We start from the raw sequence: 22,564 nt of genomic DNA, 5'->3' as shown, positions 1-22,564 counted from the left end.
GCCGGGCGGGGTCGGTCTCGGCGAACGCCTCCAGCACCTCCTCGGCCAGGATGTGCCGCCAGGTGAGCGTGCCGGCGCGGCCGGGTCCCCGTCCTGCGAGCCCTGGGTGATGGCCGGGGTGTCGTCCGTCATGGGGTCAGTCTGCCGTGCCCTGGACGGTGGGCGGGCGGAACCCCGGGCCGAGGTCCAGGGTCGCGGCGCGGGCGTGGTCGCGGAAGGCTCGGGCGGCGGGCGTCAGGCGCTCGCCGGCCACCCAGCACACCCCGATCGTCCGGAACAGCGGCGGCGACAGGGGGACGTCCACGACCCCGGAGCCGCCCTGGCCGGGGTCGGTGCGCGGGAGGACGGCCACGCCGAGGCCGGCCGCCACCAGGCCGCGGACGGTCTCCGACTCCTGGCCCTCGAAGGCGATCCGCGGCTCGAACCCGGCCGCCGCGCACAGGTCGTCGGTGATCTGCCGGAGCCCGTACCCGTGTTCCATCGTCACCAGCTCCTCCCCCTCCAGCTCCGCGGCCCGCACCCGTGCCCGCCCGGCGAGGCGGTGCCCCGGCGGCACGGACAGCACCAGCTCCTGCTCGGCGAGCGGCCGCCCCGCGAGGTCAGGGTCGCCGGACGGCATGGGGGCGACGAAGACCAGGTCGATGTCCCCCTCCCGGAGGGCGCGCAGCATGTCCTGGCGGGAGCCCTGGGCCAGGCTGAAGCGCACACCGGGGTTGCGCTCGCGGAACCGCCGGATGAGCGACGGCACGAGCGTGCGGCCGAGCAGGTGCAGGAAGCCGAGGACGACGCGCCCGCTGGCCGGGTCGATCTCCTCCCGCACCTCGCGGGCGGCCGTGGCGACCGCGCCGAGCGCGCGGCCCGACGCGGCGGCCAGCGTGCGGCCCGCCCTGGTGAGCCGGATGCCGCGGCCGGACGGGAGCACCAGCGGCGCGCCGACCAGGTCGGACAGGGCGGCGAGGCGGCGGCTCGCGGTGGGCTGCGGGATGCCGAGCTGCTCGGCGGCGCGGGTCACGTGGCCGGTCTCGCCGACGGCGGCGAGGAGGGCGAGGGCGGGCGCCAGGCGGGCGGCCAGCCGGTCGTCGGCGGCCTCGGCCGATTCATACGTCACGGTATGAATTATCGCTTATCGCGGTATTGGACGCATTTATTAGCTTTGCTTAGCGTTGACGGCATGGTCCTCCATGCACGGCAGCAGGTTCGTGACGACGCGCAGGACGCCGGCGGAACCCGGCGGGTCAGCGCGGCCGTCGCGGCCGGCGGGCTGTCGTCGTTCGCGCTGCTCTACGCGCCTCAGCCGGTGCTGCCGCAGCTCGCCGAGGGGTTCCGGCTGGACCCCGGGAGCGCGTCCCTGGCCGTCGGCGTGGCCACCGGGGCGCTCGCCGTCGCCGTGCTGCCGGTCGCGGCGCTGGCCGAGCGGGCGGGGCGGCGGCGGGTGATCGTCTGGTCGGTGCTCGTGTCGGCGGTCATCGGGCTGCTGCTGCCGCTCGCGCCGACCTTCCCGGCGCTGCTCGGCATGCGGGCCGTGCAGGGGGTGGCGATCGCCGGGTTCGCGGGGGTGGCGGCGGCGTACCTGGCGGACGCGCTGGGGACGAAGCGGCTCGCGGCGGCGGTCGGCGCGATGATCGCCGGGAACTCGGTGGGCGGCATGCTGGGCCGGCTCGGCGCCGGTTTCGCCGCCGCGCCCCTGGGCTGGCACGGGTCCCTGGCGGTGGTGGCCGCGCTCGCGCTGGCGTGCGCCCTGTTCGCGGCCCTGACCCTCCCGAGGACGGGCACGACGGGCACAGCCCCGACAGGCACAGGCGCGACGGGGACACCCGCCACCCCGCCGGACCGGGTGGCGGGCGGGCGGCGGGAGCGGCTCCGGGCCGGGGTGTGGGTGCCGTGCGCGGTGGGGGCGCTCGCCATGGGGGCGTTCGTGGCGCTGTACAACGCGGCCGGGTTCCGGCTGGCGGCGCCGCCGCTGTCGCTCGCCCCCGCCGCGGCGTCCCTCGTGTTCCTGTCGTACGCCATGGGCACGATGTCGTCGGCGGCGGCCGGACGGCTGGCGGGGCGCCTCGGGCGGACGGCGGCGCTGGTGGCCGCGCTGCTCGTCACCGTCGCCGGGTCGGCCCTCACCCTGCACCCGGCGCTGCCGGTGGTCGCCGTGGGGTTCGCCGTGCTGACGGCCGGGTTCTTCGCGGCGCACGCCATCGCCAACGCCTGGGTGACCGCGCAGGCGTCACCCCGTACGCGGGGGCGGGCCGCCGGGCTCTACACCCTCTGCTACTACCTGGGCAGCGGCGCGGGCGGCACCGTGGGCAGCGTGGTGTACGGGCAGGCGGGGTGGCCCTGGCTCATCGCGTTGACCACGGCCTGGCTCCTGCTCGCCGCCCTCGCCGTCGTCCTCACGACCGGCCGGGCCCGCGCCACGGCCCTCGCGGACGGCGGCGGCCGGCTCTCCGCGGCGGCAGCACGCCGGTGACGGTCGTGCCCTCGCCCGGCACCGCGTGCACCGAGAGCGTGCCGCCCGCCGCGGCGAAGGCGGCCCGCATCGCCGTGACCTCAGGGCCGCTCCCGTCCACGGGCAGGCCCGCGCCGTTGTCGCTGACCGTCATGCGCAGGCCGCCGTCGCCGCCGGTCACCGCGACCGACACGAGCGAGACGGCCGCCCGCCCCCGCCCGGCGAGCGTCAGCGCCTCGCGGAGCGCGGCAAGCACGGCGTGCGCGGCCCGCGACGGGACCTCGCCGGCCGGCAGGGCCCACGTCTCGACGGCGATCCCCGCGCGCCGCGACCACTCCTCCAGGCAGCGCCGCACCCGCTCGGCGAGCCCGTCAGCGGGCCCGTCGGCCGGCGCGCCGGTGGTCCCGTCGGTGGGCCCGTCAGTGGGCCCGTCAGGGCGCCGGTCGCCGGGCCGGTCGGCCGGTTCGTCCGCGAGCGTGCCCCCGCGGGCGCTCGCCGGTCCGTTCGCGATCCTGCCGGTCATGGTGGCCTCCTCGACGCCGCTCCCCCGCTCCCGGCGGGGCTGGGGACAGCATGCGGGAACGGCGTTGAGCGGGTGTTGAGGCGCTGTTGAGGTGGCGCGCGGCTCAGACGGTCGCGAGCCGGGTGAGGGTGACCCTGACCTCCTGGCGGCTGCCGGCGGGACCCCGGTGGACGCCCTTGAGCGGCGGCACGTCGGAGTAGTCGCGGCCACGGGCGACCACGACGTGCGCCTCGCCGACGGAGGTGCGGCCGGCCGGGTCGAGCGGCAGCCACTCCCCCGCCCAGTACTCCACCCAGGCGTGGCTCCGCCCCTCCACGGGCTCGCCGACCTCGGCGGTGGGCCGCGGGTGCAGGTAGCCGGAGACGTAGCGGGCGGGCAGCCCGGCGGCGCGCAGCAGGCCCGCCGTGAGGTGCGCCATGTCCTGGCAGGCGCCCTTGCCGAGGTCCCACGCCTCCTGCGCGGAGGTCCGCACGCCCGGCGGGTCCGGCAGGCACGCCACCCGCGCGGCCACCATCTCGCAGATCGCCCCGGCCGTCTCGTGCGGGTCGCGTCCCAGCGTCTGGATCCTGGCCAGCTCCGCCAGCTCGGGGCCGACCGCGGTCATCGGGGTCCCGCGCAGCAGCTCCTGGTGCGACGGGTCCGGCCCGGTCGCGGCGCGGCGGGGCCGGGCGGGGCCGCTCGTCTCGACCCTGCTCACGGCCTCGACCGTCAGCGACGTGTGCGGCTCCATCACGTCGAACGAGGTCACCGTCGTCCCCCAGTAGTCCTCGAAGGTGAAGACGGGGACGGACGGGGTCACGGTGACCCGGCTGGAGAGCACGTTGTGCGCCGGAGTCATCCTGACCTCGTTGTAGGAGGAGTGCGCCTCGCCGTCGTACTCCACGTGCGTCACGTGGGAGACCTTCAAGCGCCAGCCCATGCCATCGCCTCTCTGTGCTTCCACCGCGCATGCGAAGATGCCTGCCTTGCGGCGGAATGTAGGAGAGGTATGTTTCGCCGGGCCGCACAGGATGTTACAACCGCGGCCTCCGGCCCGGCGGCGCGCTCCTCAGCCACCGAGGTAGCGCAGGACGGCGAGCACCCGGCGGCTGTATCCGGGGTCGCGGGGCAGGTCGAGCTTGTCCATGACGGCGTTGACGTGCTTCTCGACGGTGCTGAGCGAGACGTGCAGGCGCTCGGCGACGGCGGCGTTGGTGAGGCCCTGGGCGAGGTGGCGCAGCACCTCGGCCTCGCGCGGGCTGAGCCGGCTCAGCGGGTCGGCGCGGGTGGCGCGGGCCAGGAGGCTGCGGACGACCTCCGGGTCGAGGGCCGTGCCGCCCGCCCGGACCCGTTCCAGCGCGTCGAGGAACTCGGCCACCTCGGAGACCCGGTCCTTCAGCAGGTAGCCCAGCCCTTCCGCGGAGCCGGCGAGGAGCCGGGCGGCGTAGTGCTGCTCGACGTACTGGGACAGGACCAGCACGGCGATCTCCGGGCGGCGCTCGCGGATCTCCAGGGCGGCCCGCAGCCCTTCGTCGCGGTGGGTGGGCGGCATGCGCACGTCGATCACGGCCACGTCGGGACGGTGCCGTTCGACGGCGTCGAGCAGCGCGGGCGCGTCGGCGACGGCGGCGACCACCTCGTGGCCGGCCTCGTCGAGCAGCCGGGTCAGCCCTTCGCGCAGCAGCACGGAGTCGTCGGCGAGGATCACCCGCATGCGGGCGCCTTCGGCAGGGTGGCGGTGATCCTGGTGGGGCCGCCGGGCGGGCTGTGCACGGTCAGCTCGCCGTCGAGGGCCCGCACCCGCCGGGCCAGGCCGGACAGCCCGCCGCCCGCCGGGTCGGCGCCGCCCCTGCCGTCGTCCGAGATGGCCACGCTCACCGTCCGCTCGTCCTCGCTCAGCACCACCAGGATGTCATGGGCGGCCGCGTGCTTGACCGCGTTGGTGATCGCCTCACGGGCCACGAAGTACAGCGCGGTCTCGACCTCGGAGGCCGGCCGCCCGGCCAGCCCGTAGTGGACGGTGACCGGCACGCCGGCCCGCTCGGCGGCACCGTCGAGCGCGGCCCGCAGCCCCAGCTCGTCCAGCGCGGTCGGGTAGATGCGCCAGGCCACGCCGCGCAGCTCGTCGAGGAGCCGGCGCGACTCGGTGTAGGCCTGGTCGATCAGCTCGGCGGCGCGGGCCCGGCCGGCCTCGCCGGAGGCGGCCCCGTCCGAGGCGATCTGGTGGCGGGCGCGGCCGAGGAGCATGGCGAGGGCGACGCCGCGCTGCTGGACGCCGTCGTGCAGGTCCCGCTCGATGCGGCGGCGCTCGTCGTCCACCGCCCTGACGATGCCGGTCCGGGACGCGGTCAGCTCGGCGACGCGCCGGCGCAGCCGTTCCTGGCGGCCGGGGCCGAGGAAGCGGGCCGCGACGGCCCGGTCGAGCGCGGCGGCGGCCACGAACAGCAGGGCGGTCAGGGTCAGCGCGGCCAGCCCGGCGGTCAGGCCGAGCGCTCCGCTGCTGGTCACGACGCGGACGCCGGGCAGCGTGACCGGCACCGGCTCCGAGCCGCCCCGCACGAGGTCCCACAGCCCGCCGAGCAGCAGCAGGACGGCGAGGAACAGCGCGTTGAAGCAGGCGTACCCGGCGAGCGCGCCCACCGCGGCCCGCGCGGCGACGAATCCGAGCCCGCCCTCCCCTGTGCTCTCGTGGCCGTACCAGCGGGCGAGCCTGGCCCGTTCCAGCGCCGCCAGCCGGGCGACCGTCCGCCCGGCGGCGGGACGGGCCGCGGGGACGAGGAGCGCGGGCCAGCCCACGCAGATCAGCGCCAGCCCGGCGACGCCCGTGACCGTGCCGAGCAGCACCCCGAAGGGCGCCCGCACGGCGGAAGGGCGTCCGGTGGCGGTGCTCGCACCCCAGCTCACCTGCTCACTCCCTCACCGCGCGATCCAGCGTCGCAGTCTAGGCGTCGCGGCGGCGCAGGACCGCGTGACCGGCGGCGAGGACCACCGCCGTCCAGGCCACGAGCCAGGCCAGGCCCTCCCCCGCCGAATACGGGATCGGCCCCCCGGTCATGTTGTCCGTGCTGCCCATGAACGCCAGCCCCGCGAACAGCGGCATCCGCAGCGACAACGCCACCGCCGGCCCGCTGCCGGTCATCAGCAGCAGCAGCGGCAGCCCCATCAGCAGCATGAACACGACGGTCAGCGTCCCGGCGGCGCTGCGCAGCGCCGCCCCGGCCCCGAGGGTGAGCACCGCGATCAGCGCGAAGTACACCCCGATGCCGGCCAGGTCACGTACGACCTCGCCCACCGGCAGGACGACCAGGCCGCCGAACACGTCGATCGACAGCAGCGCGTACACGGCCCCGGTCGCCGCCGCGCCCGCCAGCACCCCCGTCGCGGCCATCACGGGCGCGAGCACCAGCGCCTTGGCGGCCAGCATCACCCCGCGCACGGGGACGGCCTGGAGGGTGACCCTGATCGAGCCCGAGGCGTACTCGGCGGTGATCGTCAGCATGGCGAGCGCGACCAGCGCGAACTGGGCGAACGACGTCGCCGACACGGCCGCCTCGCTCGCCACCACGGGCGCGGCGGACGGCCCGGCCGCGCGCAGGGCCTCGGTGGCGGACGCGCCGCCGAGGGTCACGGCGGCGAGCACCATGAGGACGAACGCCGCCGCCAGGCACCACCAGGTGGACCGCACCGACCACAGCTTCGCCCATTCGGCCCCGGCCGCCCGCCACAGGACGCGCCCGCCCCCCGCGTCCCGTCCCGCCGTCGCGCTCACGCGCCTCTCCTTCCCGCGCCGTACTCGACGTCGCCCTCGGTCAGCTCGTGGTAGGCCTGCTCCAGTGACGCCTCCCTGACCCGCAGCCCGTGCAGCCTGACGCCGGCCTCGTGCGCCAGGTCGCCGACACGTTCGACGGGCGCGCCGGTCGTGACCAGCTCGTTCTCGCCCGACCTGGTCACCGCGACGCCGGCGGCGCGCAGCCGGGCGGCCAGCTCCCTGGCGTGCGGGGTGCGGACGACCACGGCCGTCAGCGAGCTGCCCGCGATGACCTCCGCGAGCGGCGCGTCGGCGATGAGCCGGCCCCTGCCGATCACCACCAGGTGGTCGGCGGTGAGCTGCATCTCGCTCATGAGGTGGCTGGAGACGAACACCGTCCGGCCCTCGGCGGCGAGCGAGCGCATGAGCCCGCGCACCCACCGCACCCCGTCCGGGTCGAGCCCGTTGACGGGCTCGTCGAACAGCAGCACGGCGGGGTCGCCGAGCAGTGCCGCCGCGATGCCGAGCCGCTGGCTCATGCCCAGCGACAGCGCCCCGGCCCTGCGGTGGGCCGCGCCCGCCAGGCCGACGGCCTCCAGCACCTCGCCGACCCGCCTGCGCGGGATGCCGTTGCTGCGGGCCAGCGCCACCAGGTGGGCGTGACCGGTGCGGCCCGGATGCAGCGCCCGCGCGTCCAGCAGCGCGCCGACCGTGCGCAGAGGGTTCTTGATCCGCCGGTACGGGACGCCGCCGACGAGCGCGGTGCCCGCCGTGGGCCGGTCGAGGCCCAGGATCAGCCGCATGGTGGTCGACTTGCCCGCGCCGTTCGGCCCGAGGAAGCCGGTCACCGCGCCGGGCCGTACGTCGAGGGTCAGGTCGTCGAGGGCGAGGCGGTCGCCGTACCGTTTGCTCAGTCCCGTCAGTCTGATCACGCCGCACCACGCTAGGCGGGCGGGCGGACCGCGACCATGGTGGCGGACCGCCGACTTCGATGGCGGTAAACCCCCAGGGTGGGGATGCCGGGGAGCGGCGGCAGGCCCTACGATGCGCGGCAGCCGGAATTCTTCATCCCCTGAGTGAGGTCTTGTGTTCGGAATTCTCCGCCCGTGCGCCGCGCACGGCTGCCCGTCGTTGATGCAGGCGTGGCGGGCGCACCTGTGCGGGTTGTGCCTGACGTTGCGTGACGGGGAGGGGCACGGGGCGCGGCTGGCCACCAACTACGACACGCTGGTCGTGTCCGTGCTGACCGAGGCCCAGCTCCCGCCGGGCACGGGGCCGCGCCGGACGGCGGGGCCGTGCGCGTTGCGCGGGTTCCGCCCGGCGGAGGTGGTGGACGCGCAGGCGGGCGGCGCCCGGCTGGCGGCGGCGGTCTCGCTGGTGCTGGCGGCGGGGAAGCTGCGCGACCACGTGGCCGACGGCGAGGCCGCGTTCGGGACGGTCGCGGCCCGGCGGAGGCTGGCGGCCCGGTGGCAGGAGGGCGGGGCCAGGCTCGCGGCCGGGGTGGGCTTCGACGCAGCCGCGCTGGCCGCCACGGTGGACCGCCAGCTCGACGTGGAACGCTCCGCCGGGCCGGGAACGGGCATCCTCACGCTCACCGCGCCCACGGAGGAGGCGGTGGCGGCGGCGTTCGCGTACACCGCGGAGCTGGCCGGGCGGCCGGGCAACGCGGCCGCGCTGGCCGAGGCGGGCCGGTTCTTCGGCCGCCTCGCGCACCTGCTGGACGCGGTCGAGGACCGCGCGGACGACGAGGCGCGCGGCGCGTTCAACCCGCTGACCGTCACCGCCACCCCGGCGCGGGAGGCGCGGCGGCTGTGCGAGGACTCGGCCCACGGGCTGGAGCTGGCGCTGCGCGAGGCCGCGTTCGAGGACCGGCACCTGGTGGACGCGCTGCTGGTCACCGAGGTGCGGCGGGCCGTGGACCGCGCCTTCGCCGAGACCGCGTCCTACGAGCGGCCGGGCTGGATCAGGAAGTCGGCGGCGGGGGTCGCGACGTTCTTCACCTGCGGGCTGTGGCGTCCGCGCTGGAGCAGGCGCTCCGGCCGCCCCTGCGAGGACCGCTGCTACTTCCGCGACGGGAGCTGCTGCGAGGTGGGCAACTGCTGCAACTGCTGCAGTTGCTGCGACTGACGCCCGCTCAGCCGGGCATCCACTGGGGCGTCTCCTTGAGGAGCTCGTCCAGCTCCTCGACGGCCTCCCGTTCGACGGCCCCGGCCCGGGCCAGGTCCTCGACCCGCCGGCACAGCTCGGCCTCCCGGGTGGCGCCCACGGTCGCGCAGCTCCCCTTGAGCCGGTGCGCCAGTGCCTCCAGCCGCGCGTGGTCGCCGGCGTCGGCGGCGGCGCGCAGGTCCTCGAAGGTGCGCCGCGCCGTCGCCAGGTACGCCTGCGCCACCTCCGCGACCGCCTCCGGCGACAGCCCGGCCAGCTCGGGCGGCAGGCTGCCGTAGGAGGCCCACTCGGGGATCCTGGCCAGCACCCGGGGCCAGTCCACCGGCTTGGCCAGGTGGTCGTCCATGCCGGCCTCCAGGCAGCGGACGCGGTCGTCCGGCATGGCGGCGGCGGTCATCGCGATGATGGGGGTGCGGGTCTCCTCGCGCCGCCGGATCTCGGCCGTGGCGGCGAGGCCGTCGAGCACGGGGAGCTGGCAGTCCATGAACACCAGGTCGTACCCGCCGGTCAGGACGGCTCTGACGGCCTGCGCGCCGTCGTCCACGGTGTCCACCTCGTGCCCGGCCTGGCTGAGGACGAGCATCGCCACCTGGCGGCTGACCTCGTCGTCCTCGGCGACCAGGACGCGCACGCCGCCGGGCTCCCCCTCGGGGTCCTGGACGAGCTCGCGCGGCTCGCCCGGGTGGCCCTCGGCGACGCCGAGGGCGTTCTCGACGGCGGCGAGCAGGCGCCGGCGGCTGAGCGGCCGGGTGATCGACTGCACGGCCCGCTCGCCGGCGGCGGCCGGCCAGGCGAAGCGTGCCCGGCCGGGCGTGACGACCACGACCACGCTGGTGCCCTGGAGCAGCGGGTCGCTGAGGATGGCGTGCGCGAGCGAGCCGCTCCCGTCGGCGCCGAGGTCGAGGGCGACGACCGCCAGCTCGTACGGGCTGCCGCCGGCCGCCGCCGTGCGCAGCAGCACCAGCGCCGAGCGGGCGTCCCTGGTCTCCTCGACGGCGAGCCCGGCCTCGGACAGGTAGCGCCCGGCGAGCGCCCGGTCCTCGGGGCGGGCGTCGGCGACGAGGGCCCGCCGCCCCTGCAGCGCCCCGGCTCCCGGCTCGGACCAGGTGAGCACGTCCATCGGCAGCCGCACCCAGAACCGGCTGCCGACGCCCTCCACGCTGTCGAGCCCGATCTCGCCGCCCATCAGCTCGGTGAGCTGCCTGGCGATGGCGAGGCCGAGGCCGCTGCCGCCGGTGCGGCGGGTGATGGGCGAGTCGACCTGGCGGAAGACGCCGAAGACGCGCTCGCGGTCGTCGGGCGGGACGCCGACGCCGGTGTCGGAGACGGCGAAGCGCAGTGTCACCCGCGGCTCGCCCGGCCCGCCCTCCTCCAGGGAGACGTGCAGGTCGACGCCGCCCTGGACGGTGAACTTCAGCGCGTTGCCGACCAGGTTCACCAGGATCTGCCGCAGCCGCGCGGGGTCGCCGGCGACCTGGCGGGGCACGTTCTCGTCGAGGCGGAGCGTCAGCCAGAGGCCCTGCTCGTAGGCGAGGGGCGCGAGCGGCGCGACCACCTCGTCGCACAGGCGCGGCAGGTCGAAGGGGGCGTCCTCCACCTGGAGGTGTCCTGCCTCGATCCTGGACAGGTCGAGGAAGTCGTCGAGCAGGCGCAGCACGTTCTGCGCGGACTCCTGGGCGGTGCTGGCGTAGTGGCGCTGCTCCTCGTCCAGGCGGGTGCCCATGAGCAGGGAGTTCATGCCGAGCACGCCGTTGATCGGGGTGCGGATCTCGTGGCTGATCTTGGCGAGGAACTCGGACTTGGCGCTGGAGGCGCTGACCGCCTCGTCCCTGGCGGCGGCGAGCTCGGCGGCGTAGCGGGCGAGCGTGGCCTGGGCGCGGCGGCGGCCGCGGGTGGAGTGGATCTGGATGCCGAGTCCGATGAGGATGAGCAGGGCGAGCAGGCCGGCGACGGTGACGACGGTGCCGCGCAGCTGGTCGGCGGAGGCGAGCGCCTCGGACGCCGACACCTCGGCGGTCACCGTCCAGCCGATGCTGGGGATGGGCTCGGAGGCCGAAAGGACGGTGCCGTCGATGCCGCGGAAGCTGCCGTTCCAGGTGCGGCCGGCGAGCGCGGCGTCCACCCGCGGGTCCTCGCGCAGCGAGGTGAGGGCGTACAGCTTCCTGCCGGGGTCGGCGACGAGCACGCCGGCCCGGTCGGTGATGAGCAGCCGGATGTTCTGGGCCTCGGCGGCCTCCTCGGCGAAGCGCTGGATGGCGTCCAGGCTGTAGACGACGGTGAGGATGCCGAGCATGCGCTCGCCGTCGGCGCTGGGGATGGGCGCGGCGACGGCGACGGCGCGGGAGACGTCCCGCATGGTCGGCGTGTACGCCTGCGAGACGTGCGCCTGCCTGCGGTCGCGTACCGCGCGGTACCAGTCGGAGTTGCCGATGTCCTGGGGCAGCGCGCTCGGCGGCTCGGCGCCCAGCATCTCGCCCTCGGGCGAGGTGAGGATGAGGCCGCTGACGCCGTCGTCGCGGGTGCGCTTGAGCTCGGCGAGGTAGCCGCGCAGCGTCTCGGCGCCGGCGTGCTTGACCGCCTCGCGGACGCGGGGCTGCTCGGCGAAGGCGACGACGAGCTGCTTGAGCGAGCCCATCTGCTGCTCGACGACGACCCGGCTCACCGAGGCGGTGGTCTTGACCCGGTCGCTGACCTCGCTGCTCATCGCCTGCTCGGACAGGCTGATGCTGGAGGAGGTCAGCAGCGCCAAGGGCAGCAGCCCGAGCAGTGTCCACAGGGCCGTCACCGCGAGCAGCCATCTCACCGGCGTCCGTCTCCTCCCCTTACCCGGCTCCAGACTAGGAGGGATCACCCGCCGGTGGGAGGATCGACGTGAGCAGAATGCGCTAAAGTCGATCTTATCGAGCAAAAGCCACCTAAGCTGCACTGAACCTCTGTCAGATGGAGCGAGGAGCGTGCGGTGCCTCAGTCCAGGGACATCACCGTACTCATCGTGGACGACGACCCGGTCGTGACGGCCGCTTTGCAGGCGCAGGTCAACCGGGTGCTCGGGTTCAGAGTGGTGGGCATCGCCCACAGCGGCCACGCGGCGCTCGCCGCCGCCGCCCGGTTCGCGCCACGCCTGGTCCTGCTCGACCTGCACCTGCCGGACCTGCCGGGGCTGGAGGTGGCGCACCGGCTGAGACGCCCGGAGCAGCCGCCGGCCGACGTCATCGTGATCTCCGGCCGCAAGGAGTCGGCGACCGTGCGCGCCGCCATCCAGCGTGGCGCCCTGTACTACCTGGTCAAGCCCACCCGCACCGGCATCCTGGAGCAGACGCTGCTGCGCTACGCGGCCACCGCCGAGCAACTGGAGGCGAGCGGGCGCTTCGCCGAGCAGCAGGAGATCGACCGGATCTTCCGCTCCCTCCACACCGACCAGCCGTTCCGCCCGAAGAGCATCTCCGCGGCCACCGAGCAGGCGGTGCTGGACGCGCTGGCCGACGTCGCGGAGGACGTCTCGGCGCACGAGCTGGCCGCCAGCATCGGCGTCAGCCGCGCCACCGCCCGCCGCTACCTGGAGCACCTGGTCGACCGGGGGCTGGTGGAGACCCGGCCGAGGTACGGTCCCACCGGCCGGCCCCAGCACCGTTACCGAGCCAGATGACCGGTTCGAGGAATGCGCTCGCCGCGCTGCTGTGTCTCGTGCTGTGCCTGGTGCCGGCGGGCTGCGGCCAGGCCGGCCCGTTCCCCGAGGGCTCGACCATGGCCCGCATCAGGGACCGGGGCGTCCTGGTGGTGGGGATCAAGTTCGACCAGCCCATGTTCGGCTACAAGGACCCCGCCACCGGGCGGATCATCGGCTTCGACGCCGAGATCGCCCGGCTGGTGGCCCGCGACCTCACCGGCAGCGAACGCAACATCCGCTTCGTCGAGACCGTCACCCGCGAGCGGGAGAACTTCATCTCCCAGGGCATCGTGGACCTGGTCATCGCCACCTACTCGATCACCCCGGCCCGCGCCCGCCTGGTGACCTTCACCGACCCGTACTACTACGCGGGCCAGGACCTGCTCATCCGGGCGGGCGACACCCGCATCCGCGGCGTGGCGGACCTCGACGGCAGGACCGTCTGCACGGCGATCGGCTCCACCTCCGCGGACCGGCTGCGCGCCGAGGTGTCCGGGGCCCGCCTGGAGATCGTGGACACCTACAGCGTGTGCGTGCCGGCCCTGCTGTCCGGCCGCGTGGACGCGCTCAGCACCGACGACACGATCCTGCTCGGCCTCCAGGCGCAGCATCCCGACGCGCTGCGGCTGGTCGGCAAGCCGTTCGGGCGCGAGCCGTACGGGATCGGCGTCCGCAAGGACGACCTGGTCTTCCGCGACCACCTCAACGGCCTGATCGCCCGCTGGCTGGCCGGCGGCGAGTGGGAGCGCGCCTACCGGGACACGATCGGCGTGTCCGGGGCGACGTCGGAGAGCTCCAAGCCGTCGGCCCGCTGAGCGCGATCCGGCCCGATTCCTGAGCAGAAAGATCACAAGCCCTTCCTGGGAACACGCGGCTCCTACGGTTACGCCATCGCGGACCGAGACAAGGAGCGTGACGCATGACACAGGAGGCCCTGATCGTCCTGGACCGGGTCAACAAACGCTTCGGCGACCACCACGTGCTCAGGGACGTCGACCTGACCGTCTCCAAGGGCGAGGTCGTGGTGATCATCGGCCCGTCCGGGGCGGGCAAGTCCACCCTGTGCCGTGCCATCAACCGGCTGGAGACCATCGACTCGGGCACGATCAGCGTGGACGGCACGCCGCTGCCCGCCGAGGGCAAGGCCCTGGCCCGGCTGCGGGCCGAGGTCGGCATGGTCTTCCAGTCCTTCAACCTCTTCGCGCACAAGTCCGTCCTGGACAACGTCGTCCTGGGCCAGGTGCACGTGCTGAAGAGGCCGAAGGACGCCGCCGAGCGCAAGGCCCGCGAACTGCTCGACCGGGTGGGGATCGGCGGCCAGGCGGCCAAGTACCCCGCCCAGCTCTCCGGCGGCCAGCAGCAGCGGGTGGCGATCGCCCGCGCCCTGGCCATGGACCCGAAGGTGATCCTCTTCGACGAGCCCACCTCGGCGCTCGACCCCGAGATGGTCAACGAGGTCCTGGAGGTCATGACGGCGCTGGCCCGCGACGGCATGACCATGGTCGTCGTCACCCACGAGATGGGCTTCGCCCGGCGGGCCGCCGACCGGGTCGTCTTCATGGCCGACGGCGAGATCGTCGAGCAGGACAGCCCTGACGGATTCTTCACGGCGCCCGGCAGCGAGCGCGCCCAGTCCTTCCTCGCCAAGATCCTCACGCACTAAAGGAGCGCACGTCATGTTCGGAAGGTCCCTCTACGCGGTGTTCGCCGTCATGGTCCTCGCCACCGCCTGCGGCGGCGGCCAGGACAGCTACGACTCCGTGGTGGACAAGGCCAAGAACGAGAAGAAGCTGGTCATCGGGGTCAAGGCGGACCAGCCCGGGCTGGGGCTGCGCACTCCGGACGGCGCGTTCACCGGCTTCGACGTCGAGGTCGCCAAGTACGTCGCCAAGCAGCTCGGCGTCGAGCCCGACGGCATCACCTTCAAGGAGACGGTGTCGGCCAACCGGGAGGCGTTCATCGAGCAGGGCCAGGTGGACCTGGTCGTGGCCACGTACTCGATCACCGACGCCCGCAAGCAGAAGGTGTCCTTCGCCGGGCCGTACTTCGTGGCCGGGCAGGACCTGCTGGTCCGGGCCGACGACTCCTCGCTGACCGGGCCGGAGACATTGAACGGCAAGAAGCTGTGCTCGGTCGCCGGCTCCACCCCCGCCCAGAAGGTCAAGTCGGAGTACGCCAAGGAGGTGCAGCTCCAGGAGGAGCGGACGTACTCGGCGTGCGTGGACCGGGTGCTCGGCGGCCAGCTCGACGCCATCACCACCGACAACGTGATCCTGGCCGGCTACGCCGCGCAGCACAACGGCAAGCTCAAGGTGGTCGGCAAGCCGTTCAGCACCGAGAAGTACGGCATCGGCATGAAGAAGGACGACACGGCCGGCCGCAAGGCCGTCAACGACGCGCTGGAGAAGATGTTCGCCGACGGGAGCTGGACCAAGGCGCTGCAGGCCAGCGTCGGCGCCTCCGGCTTCGCCGTCCCGCAGGCGCCGCAGCTGGAGCGGTACTGACCGGCATGGAAGCCCTGCTGACCGAACGCGAGACGATCCTCGCCGCGTTCTGGATGACGATCAGGCTGACGGCGGTCAGCGCGCTCGGCTCCCTGCTGCTGGGGACGCTGCTGACCGCCCTGCGGGTCGCGCCGCTCGCCTCGCTGCGGGCGGCGGCGAGCACGTACGTGTCGGTGGCCCGCAACACCCCGCTCACGCTGGTGCTGCTGTTCACCGGCCTCGGCGTCGGCGCCAACCTGGGCGTGGAGCTGTCCGACGACATCGCGACCAACAACTTCTGGCTCGCCTGCATCGGGCTGACCGCCTACACCTCGGCGTTCGTGTGCGAGGCGCTGCGCTCCGGGCTGAACACCGTGCCCGTCGGGCAGGCCGAGGCGGCCCGCTCGCTCGGGCTCGGCTTCGTCCAGACGCTCCGGCTGGTCACGCTGCCGCAGGCGTTCCGCGCGGTGGTGGCGCCGCTCGGCAGCATCCTCATCGCGCTGACCAAGAACACCACCATCGCCCTGGTGGTGGGCGTGAGCGAGGCGTCGGTGCGGATGCGGGAGATGATCGAGACGTACGGGGACCAGGTCATCGAGATCTTCCTCGGCTTCGCCGCCGGGTTCGTGCTGCTGTGCCTGCCGATGGGCCTGCTGTTCGGCTGGCTGTCGCGGCGGACGGCGGTGGCCCGATGAGCTACGCCAACCTCTACGAGCCGCCCGGCCCGCGCGGCGTGCGCCGCAACCGGGCGCTGGCCGGGGCGGTCACGCTCGTCCTGCTCGCCCTCGCCTACGTCGTGTACGTGCGCTTCGACGAGAAGGACCAGTGGGCCGCCGACAAGTGGCTGCCGCTGCTGCGCGGCGACGTCTGGGCCACCTTCATCCTGCCCGGCCTGGCCGGGACGCTCGGCGCGGCCGTGGCCGGCGTGCTGCTGGCCGGGCTGTTCGGGCTGGTCTTCGCGGTGGCCAGGATGTCGGAGCACGCCTGGATCCGGGTGCCGGCGGCCGCCGTGGTGGAGTTCTTCCGGTCGGTGCCGCTGCTGCTGCTGATCTTCTTCGCGTTCTTCGGCTCGTACATGCTCATCGGGGTGAACATCTCGGCCTTCGCCGCGGTGGTCTTCGGGCTCACGCTCTACAACGGGTCGGTGATCGCGGAGATCGTCCGGGCCGGGGTGCTGAGCCTGCCGAAGGGGCAGCGCGAGGCGGCGTACGCGGTCGGCATGCGCAAGAACCAGGTCATGCGCCTGGTGCTGCTGCCGCAGGGGGTGCGGGTGATGCTGCCCGCGCTGGTCAGCCAGTTCATCGTGCTGCTGAAGGACTCGGCGCTCGGGCTCATCGTCGGCTACGACGAGCTGGTGGACCGCGGGCTGAACGGCATCGCCGCGAACTTCTCCAACGTCATCCCGGCCGCGATCCTCATCGCGGCGATCTTCATCGCCATCAACACCTCGCTGGACCGCCTCGCCCACCGGCTGGGCGCCTGACCTGGTCGTACGACAATGGCACCATGACGATCCCCTCTCCCGGCCCCTTCACCGGCCGCACCCTCGACGGCCTGGGGCGCGACCTGCGCTCCGGGCGCACCACCTCGGCCGAGCTGACCGCCCTCGCGCTCGACGCGATCGCCGGCGGCGCGGAGCTCAACGCCTTCGTCACCGTGGACGCCGCCGGGGCCGCGGAGGCGGCGCGGCGGGCCGACGAGGAGCTGGCCGCCGGGATCGACCGGGGGCCGCTGCACGGCATCCCGGCGGGCGTGAAGGACCTCATCATGATCGCCGGGATGCGGGTGACGATGGGGTCGCGGCACTTCGCCGGCCACGTGGCGGACGCCGACGCGGCCTGCGTGGCCCGGCTGCGGCGGGCCGGGGCGGTCGTCGTGGGCACGACCACCACCCACGAGTTCGCGTACGGGCCGACCGGCGACCGCTCCGCCGGCGGAGCCGCCCGCAACCCGTGGGACCCGTCCCGCATGACGGGCGGCTCCAGCGCGGGCAGCGGCGCGGCCGTGGGGGCGGGCCTGGTGCCGCTGGCGCTCGGCACCGACACCGGCGGCTCGGTCCGCATCCCGGCCGCCCTGTGCGGGGCGGCCGGCTTCAAGCCCGCCTACGGCGCCATCCCGGCGGACGGCGTCTTCCCGCTCTCCCGGACCCTCGACCACGTCGGCGTCCTCGCCGCCACCGCGTCCTGCTGCCTGCTCGCCTACCAGGCCCTGACCGGCGCCCGCCTCCCCGAGGACCCGGTGGGCGAGGTCCGGGTGGGGTGGCTGGAGCCGGGCAGCCTCTTCCCGGCGGACCCGCGGGTCGCCGCGGCCGCGCGGGCCGCCGCCGGGCAGGTCGAAGGCGAGACGCGGATGGCGCCGGAGGTCCTGGAGCTGTTCAGGGAGACGTACCTGGCCATCCAGAGCGGCGAGACGGCGGCCGTGCACGCCGGGCGGCTGGCGGCGGCCCCTGACCTGTTCGACCCGGAGGTGCTCGACCGTCTCCGCCAGGCCGCCGAACTGCCCGCCTGGCGCTACGTCCGGGCCCTGGACGCCCGGCGGGAGCTGGAGGAGCACGCCGAGGCCCTGTTCGGCCCGTACGACGTGCTGGCGACGCCGACCGTCCCGATCCTCGCCCCGCCGATCGGCGCGCGGGAGGCCGAGGCGGGCGGCGAGCGGATCCAGGTGCGCGCCGCGCTGCTGGGCATGACCAGCCCGTGGAACGTGCTCGGCCGTCCCGCGCTGACCGTCCCCGCCGGGCTCGTGGACGGCCTGCCGGTCGGCCTGCAGCTCGTGGCCCGCCCCGGCGGCGAGGCCCGCCTGTTCGCGGCGGCCCGGCGGACGGAGGCCGGGGGGCAGGGCTGAGGGCGTAGACCACGCCGGCGCAGGCCGGGGGTCAAGGCCGGGGGGCGGGGCTGAGGGCGTAGACGACGCCGGCGTCGAGACTCGTCAGGGAGCCGGCCCGGTAGGCGGCGCGGTAGGCGTCCTCGCCGGCGGCGGCCCGCGCCTGCCGCTCGGCGGCGTCCCTGGCGGCCACCCACGCGGAGATGCCGAGCTGCGCCTGCCCGATCTCGCGCCAGAGCCGCTGCCCCATGCCGAGCAGGCGGGCGGCGTGCTCGCCCTGCCCGGAGGCGGCGGCGGCGCGCGAGAGCACGTCGAGGGCGAGCGCGACGCCGAGGTTGTCGTGCAGCCGGTGCTTGACGCCGAGCGCGGCCCGCGCGTGCTCCTGGGCCCGGCCGGCGTGGCCGAGCTCCAGCTCCGCCATGCCGCGGAACAGGTCGGCGTAGGCGCGCATCCAGCGCTCGCCGTGCCGGTCGCACTCGGCGGACATCTCCTCCAGCGTCTTCAGCGCCTCCTCGGGCCGGCCGGCGGCGGTGTGGACGTGGCTCAGGGTCAGCCAGGCCAGCAGGGCGGGCAGCGTCAGGCCCTCCTCGGGCCGGTGGACCGCCAGCAGGGCATCGGCCAGCGCGGTCGCCAGCGCCAGGTCGCCGCGCAGGACGGCGGCGGCCATGATCATGGCGCGGGCGGCGACGGCGGCCTCGCCGTCGCCGAGCTGCCCGGCGGCCTCGTCGCACCGGGTGGCCCAGTCCACGCCGCCGGCCGCGTCGCCCTGGACGACGCGGGTCAGGGCGCACACCCACAGGGCGCGGTTGCGCACCCGGCCCGGCGTGCCGTCGAGGGCGAGGGCGCGCTCCAGGTACTGCTGGCCCTCCTTGAGGAAGCCGCAGGGGTACCAGAAGAACCAGAGCGCGGCGGCCAGCTCGACCGCGACGTGGTCGCCGGGGACGGCGAGGCTGTGCTCCAGCGCGGCGCGGAGGTTGTCGTGCTCGGCGGTGGTGCGGTCGTTCCAGGAGATCTGGTCGGGGCCGAACCAGGCGGCGTCGCCGCGGCGGGCGAGGGCGAGGTAGAAGTCGCGGTGGCGGGCGCGCACGTGGTCCTGCTCGCCGAGGTCGCGCAGCCAGAGGGCGCCGTACTCGCGGATGGTGTCGAGCATGCGGTAGCGCTCGCCGCCGCCGGTCGGGGCCCAGGTGAGCACGGACTTGGCGACCAGCGCGTCCAGCAGGGCGGGGACGTCCCCGGCGGGCAGCCGCTCGTCGGCGCAGACCCTGACGGCGGCCTCGTCGTCGAAGCTGCCGGAGAAGACCGAGGCGCGCGCCCACAGCAGCCGCTCGCCGGGCGCGCAGAGCTGGTGGCTCCAGCCGATCGCGGTCCGCAGCGCCCCATGCCACGGCGGCGCCCCGCCGGCTCCCGGCCCGGGCGGCTCGACGGTGTCCAGGGCGGTGAAGCGGTCGTCCAGGAGGTCGTGCAGCTCGGCCGCCGACAGCTCGCGCAGCCGGGCGGCGGCCAGCTCGATGGCCAGCGGCAGGCCCTCCAGCCTGCGGCACAGGCGGGCGACGTCGGCCCGGTTGCCGTCCGTGACGGCGAACCCGGGCACGACGGCGGCGGTGCGCTCGGCCAGCAGCAGCACGGCGTCCTGCGGGCCGCCGCCGCCGGGCTCGGGCACCGGCAGCGGCTCGACGACCAGCACCTGCTCCTCGGGCAGGCCGAGCGGGCGGCGGCTGGTGGCCAGCACGGTCAGCCCGGGGGCGGCGTCCAGCAGGGTCCTGACGACGGCGGCGCAGGAGTCGGCCAGGTGCTCGCAGGTGTCGAGCACGAGCAGCAGCCGCCGCCCGGCGAGGTACTCGGCCAGCACCTCGGCCATGGCCCGCGTGCTGCGGTCGGCGACCGGCAGCGCCTCGGCGATGGTGTGCGGCAGCAGGATCCCCTGGTCGAGCGCGGCCAGCTCGACGAACCAGGCGCCGTCGGCGAGGTCCGGCCGCAGCTCGGCGGCGGCCCGCAGGGCGAGCCTGGTCTTGCCGACCCCGCCGACGCCGGTCAGGGTGACCAGCCGGGAGCGCGCGCACTCCCTCCGGATGCTCGTCAGCTCGGCACGGCGCCCGACAAGGCTGGTCAGCTCCGGCGGCAGGTTGCCCACCTGCCTCAGCTTGCCGTACCCGAGACGCATCCGCCACGAAAAGTAAGAAACTGACTACTCAGGCGAAGAGCCGGGCGAGCTCAGCGGCTCCGGGAGGGGCCGTCACTTCTTGTCGGAGAACCGCGCACCCGTGTTTGCTGGGCAGGTGATCTCCCCCTACACCGGCTGGACCAGGGAGCACTGGGCCGCCCTCGCCGACCGCCTGGTCCTCGCCGCCCGCGCCCACGCCTCCCCGTCGCACGCGCGCATCGCCTTCCCCGGGCCGCCCGGCGGGTACGGCCCCGACGTCGACGCCCTGGAGGCTTCGCCCGCACGTTCCTCGCGGCCGGGTTCCGCGTCGCCGGCGAGGACGGGCGCGACCCGCTCGGCCTCATGGAGTGGTACGCCGAGGGCCTGGCCGCCGGCGTGGACCCGGCCTCGCCCGAGCGGTGGCCCCGGCTGGACGAGCACGACCAGGCCAAGGTGGAGGCCGCCTCCGTCGCGCTGGTGCTGCACCTGACCAGGCCGTGGCTGTGGGACCGGCTGCCGCCCCGGGTCCGGGAGCAGGTGGTGGACTGGCTGGCGCCCGCGGTCGGCGCCGCCTACCCGCCGATCAACTGGGTCTGGTTCCAGCTCGTCACCGAGCAGTTCCTGGCCTCCGTGGGCGGGCCGTACGCGGAGGAGGACATCGAGGCGGGGCTCGCCCTGGCCCGCACGTTCGAGCGCGACGGCGGCTGGTACGCCGACGGCGCCGAGCGCTCCTACGACCACTACAACGGCTGGGCGCTGCACCTGTACCCGCTGCTGTGGAGCGAGATGGCCGGCCGCGCCCCCGATCCCGCGTACCTGGCCCGGCTGGAGCGCTTCCTCGACGACGCCGTGCACCTGGTGGGGGCCGACGGCTCGCCGCTCGTCCAGGGGCGCGGCCTGACCTACCGGTTCGCCGCGGCGGCGCCGTTCTGGGCGGGGGCGCGGGCCGGGGTCGGCTCCCCCGGGCTGCTGCGCAGGGCCGCCTCGGGCATCGTGCGGCACTTCGCCGAGCGCGGCGCTCCTGACCGCGACGGGGTGCTCACCCTCGGCTGGCACGGGCCGTGGCGCGGGATCGCGCAGGACTACTCGGGGCCCGGCCCGCCGTACTGGGCGGCCAAGGGCCTGCTGGGGCTGTCGCTGCCGGCGGGTCATCCGGTGTGGACGGCCGTCGAGGAGCCGCTGCCGGTCGAGACCGGGGACTTCACGCGGGTGGTGCGCGCCCCCGGCTGGCTGGTCAGCGGGACGCGGGCGGACGGGATCGTCCGGGTCGTCAACCACGGCACCGACCACGCGCGGCCGGGCGCGCGCCTCGCCGACGCGCCGCTCTACGCCCGCCTCGGCTACTCGACGGCCACCTTCCCGCTGCTGTCCGGCGATCCGCTCGACCAGTCGGTGGCGGTGCTGGACGAGGACGGGCGGGCCTCCCACCGGACGGGCTTCACGGCGGGGCCGGTGTCGGCGCTGCCGTCAGGGACGCTGGTCGGCTCGTCGCGGTGGCGGGCCCGCTGGGGCGAGCAGGGCCCCGGCCCCGACCACGGGCACAGCAGGCCCGGCGGCGACCTGCGCGACGGGCCCGAGGTGGAGGTCGTGTCGGCGGTGCGCGGCGCATGGGAGCTCCGCTTCGCCCGCCTCCCCGTGGAGGCGGGCGGCACGCCCGTGGAGGCGGGCGGCCTGCGCTCCGAGCCGGACGCCCTGGGCCCGCCGCCGGCCGGGCGGCTGCGGCTCGGGGGGTGGCCCGCGCCGGAGGGCGGGCCCGTGACCCGGGTGGTGGGCGGCCCGGGGCTGACGGAGCGGGGCGTCGCGGTGGCGGCCACGCCGCTCGCCGCGCGCACCCTGGTCCCGTGGTGCGCGACCCCGGGCCCGGCCGAGCCCGGCCGCTGGTACACCGCCGCGATCCTGCTCGGCGAGGGCGGCGACCCCCCGGCGGTGAACGGGAACGCGATCACCTGGCCGGACGGCGCCGCCGACGAGATCCCCCTGCCCGGGCCCGCCGCCGGTCAGCGCGGGTAGGCGCCGCCGTCCACGCTCAGCACCTGACTGGTGACGTAGCCGTTGCGCAGCACCGCCAGCGCCAGGTCCGCGACCTCCTCCGGCCGCCCGAACCGCCGCACCGGCACGAGGCCGGGCCGGGCCGCGCCGGGCAGCATCGCGGTGCCCTCGATCAGCGCGGGCGCGACGGCGTTCACCGTCACGCCCCGCTCGGCCACCCGGGCCGCCAGGAAGTGCACCAGCCCGTGCAGCCCGGCCTTGGAGGCCGCGTAGTGCGGCCCCACGATCCCCCCGGTGAACCCCGCCACCGACGACGTGAACAGCACCCGCCCGAACCCCCGCCCCGCCATGCCGGGCAGCGCCCGCTGCGCGAGCAGGAACGGCGCCCGCAGGTTGACCGCCATCGTCCGGTCCCACGTCGCCGCGTCCACCTCGGCGCGCGAGCGGTAGGTGAAGGCCGTGCGCACCCCGGCGGCGATGAGCAGCCGCCCGACGGCCTGCCCGATGCCGCCGGACGCGCCCGTGAGCAGGGCCACGCGCCCGCGCAGATCGTCCATGACGTCGTTCCTGCCCCCGCGCGCCCGTCTTCCACCGGGCGGGCCGCGCGTC

Annotated in this window: 20 protein-coding genes; 10 read left to right on the top strand and 10 right to left on the bottom strand. The window is 75.4% G+C overall.

Going from position 1 to position 22,564, the window contains the following annotated elements:
* Nucleotides 1-136: 136 nt before the first annotated feature.
* Nucleotides 137-1,108 (bottom strand): LysR family transcriptional regulator, encoded by a 972-nt coding sequence (locus Nocox_RS18100; protein WP_020540000.1) that lies wholly within the window; start codon nt 1,106-1,108, stop codon nt 137-139.
* A gap of 63 nt (nt 1,109-1,171) precedes the next feature.
* Between Nocox_RS18100 and Nocox_RS18095 the strand changes: the two genes are divergently transcribed.
* Complete coding sequence (locus Nocox_RS18095) at nt 1,172-2,461, top strand: MFS transporter (protein WP_020540001.1); 1,290 nt, start codon at nt 1,172-1,174, stop codon at nt 2,459-2,461.
* Here Nocox_RS18095 and Nocox_RS18090 read toward each other — a convergent pair.
* From Nocox_RS18090 to Nocox_RS18065, 6 genes are all read right to left on the bottom strand, one after another.
* Nucleotides 2,385-2,963, bottom strand: coding sequence for a sensor histidine kinase (locus Nocox_RS18090; protein ID WP_020540002.1), 579 nt, complete (start codon nt 2,961-2,963; stop codon nt 2,385-2,387). The genes Nocox_RS18095 and Nocox_RS18090 overlap by 77 nt on opposite strands.
* A 103-nt stretch (nt 2,964-3,066) precedes the next feature.
* A complete protein-coding gene (locus Nocox_RS18085; protein ID WP_020540003.1) occupies nt 3,067-3,882 on the bottom strand; it encodes a transglutaminase family protein in 816 nt (271 codons plus the stop codon).
* Nucleotides 3,883-4,011: 129 nt separating this feature from the next.
* Nucleotides 4,012-4,656, bottom strand: coding sequence for a response regulator (locus Nocox_RS18080; protein WP_020540004.1), 645 nt, complete (start codon nt 4,654-4,656; stop codon nt 4,012-4,014).
* On the bottom strand, nt 4,647-5,846 hold the full coding sequence (locus tag Nocox_RS18075; protein WP_020540005.1) for a sensor histidine kinase: 1,200 nt from the start codon (nt 5,844-5,846) through the stop codon (nt 4,647-4,649). The genes Nocox_RS18080 and Nocox_RS18075 overlap by 10 nt, the downstream gene beginning before the upstream one ends.
* Nucleotides 5,847-5,883: 37 nt before the next feature.
* Nucleotides 5,884-6,711 (bottom strand): ABC transporter permease, encoded by an 828-nt coding sequence (locus Nocox_RS18070; protein ID WP_020540006.1) that lies wholly within the window; start codon nt 6,709-6,711, stop codon nt 5,884-5,886.
* Nucleotides 6,708-7,622, bottom strand: coding sequence for an ATP-binding cassette domain-containing protein (locus tag Nocox_RS18065; protein ID WP_020540007.1), 915 nt, complete (start codon nt 7,620-7,622; stop codon nt 6,708-6,710). Before Nocox_RS18065 ends, Nocox_RS18070 begins: the two co-directional genes overlap by 4 nt.
* Nucleotides 7,623-7,776: 154 nt before the next feature.
* Here Nocox_RS18065 and Nocox_RS18060 point away from each other — a divergent pair, with 154 nt between their 5' ends.
* A complete protein-coding gene (locus tag Nocox_RS18060; protein WP_033407487.1) occupies nt 7,777-8,817 on the top strand; it encodes a DUF5685 family protein in 1,041 nt (346 codons plus the stop codon).
* A gap of 7 nt (nt 8,818-8,824) precedes the next feature.
* Here Nocox_RS18060 and Nocox_RS18055 read toward each other — a convergent pair whose 3' ends face one another.
* Nucleotides 8,825-11,659 (bottom strand): hybrid sensor histidine kinase/response regulator, encoded by a 2,835-nt coding sequence (locus Nocox_RS18055; protein WP_020540009.1) that lies wholly within the window; start codon nt 11,657-11,659, stop codon nt 8,825-8,827.
* Nucleotides 11,660-11,815: 156 nt separating this feature from the next.
* On the opposite strand from Nocox_RS18055, the gene Nocox_RS18050 reads away from it, so the two are divergent.
* The 7 genes from Nocox_RS18050 to Nocox_RS18020 all read left to right on the top strand — a co-directional run bounded on the left by Nocox_RS18050 (nt 11,816) and on the right by Nocox_RS18020 (nt 17,847).
* Nucleotides 11,816-12,502, top strand: a complete 687-nt coding sequence (locus Nocox_RS18050) for a response regulator (protein ID WP_020540010.1) — start codon at nt 11,816-11,818, stop codon at nt 12,500-12,502.
* Nucleotides 12,499-13,338, top strand: coding sequence for a glutamate ABC transporter substrate-binding protein (locus Nocox_RS18045; RefSeq protein WP_026213701.1), 840 nt, complete (start codon nt 12,499-12,501; stop codon nt 13,336-13,338). Before Nocox_RS18050 ends, Nocox_RS18045 begins: the two co-directional genes overlap by 4 nt.
* A 104-nt stretch (nt 13,339-13,442) precedes the next feature.
* Complete coding sequence (locus Nocox_RS18040; protein ID WP_020540012.1) at nt 13,443-14,186, top strand: amino acid ABC transporter ATP-binding protein; 744 nt, start codon at nt 13,443-13,445, stop codon at nt 14,184-14,186.
* 13 nt (nt 14,187-14,199) lie between these two features.
* Nucleotides 14,200-15,027, top strand: a complete 828-nt coding sequence (locus Nocox_RS18035) for a glutamate ABC transporter substrate-binding protein (RefSeq protein WP_020540013.1) — start codon at nt 14,200-14,202, stop codon at nt 15,025-15,027.
* Between the two features lie 5 nt (nt 15,028-15,032).
* The gene (locus Nocox_RS18030; protein ID WP_020540014.1) at nt 15,033-15,701 is read left to right on the top strand and encodes an amino acid ABC transporter permease; all 669 of its coding nucleotides are present in this window, start codon (nt 15,033-15,035) and stop codon (nt 15,699-15,701) included.
* Complete coding sequence (locus Nocox_RS18025; protein ID WP_020540015.1) at nt 15,698-16,489, top strand: amino acid ABC transporter permease; 792 nt, start codon at nt 15,698-15,700, stop codon at nt 16,487-16,489. The genes Nocox_RS18030 and Nocox_RS18025 overlap by 4 nt, the downstream gene beginning before the upstream one ends.
* A 23-nt stretch (nt 16,490-16,512) precedes the next feature.
* The gene (locus Nocox_RS18020; RefSeq protein ID WP_020540016.1) at nt 16,513-17,847 is read left to right on the top strand and encodes an amidase; all 1,335 of its coding nucleotides are present in this window, start codon (nt 16,513-16,515) and stop codon (nt 17,845-17,847) included.
* 31 nt (nt 17,848-17,878) lie between these two features.
* Here the strand turns inward: Nocox_RS18020 and Nocox_RS18015 are convergent, their stop codons facing one another.
* Nucleotides 17,879-19,987 carry an ATP-binding protein gene (locus Nocox_RS18015; RefSeq protein ID WP_020540017.1) on the bottom strand — a complete coding sequence of 703 codons (2,109 nt, stop codon included), beginning with the start codon at nt 19,985-19,987 and terminating at the stop codon, nt 17,879-17,881.
* A gap of 135 nt (nt 19,988-20,122) precedes the next feature.
* Between Nocox_RS18015 and Nocox_RS18010 the strand changes: the two genes are divergently transcribed.
* Entirely contained in the window at nt 20,123-21,976 is a 1,854-nt protein-coding gene (locus tag Nocox_RS18010; RefSeq protein ID WP_211212479.1) for a DUF2264 domain-containing protein, read from the top strand.
* Here Nocox_RS18010 and Nocox_RS18005 read toward each other — a convergent pair.
* Nucleotides 21,964-22,512: an SDR family NAD(P)-dependent oxidoreductase gene (locus Nocox_RS18005; RefSeq protein ID WP_020540020.1), complete on the bottom strand. Its 549-nt coding sequence runs from the start codon at nt 22,510-22,512 to the stop codon at nt 21,964-21,966. The two genes, Nocox_RS18010 and Nocox_RS18005, sit on opposite strands and share 13 nt — an antisense overlap.
* Nucleotides 22,513-22,564: the final 52 nt, after the last annotated feature.

This window comes from Nonomuraea coxensis DSM 45129 (assembly GCF_019397265.1).
GTDB lineage: Bacteria > Actinomycetota > Actinomycetes > Streptosporangiales > Streptosporangiaceae > Nonomuraea > Nonomuraea coxensis.
The sequence above is the reverse complement of the archived record's forward strand: the minus strand, read 5'-3'. Positions and strand labels throughout refer to the sequence as shown.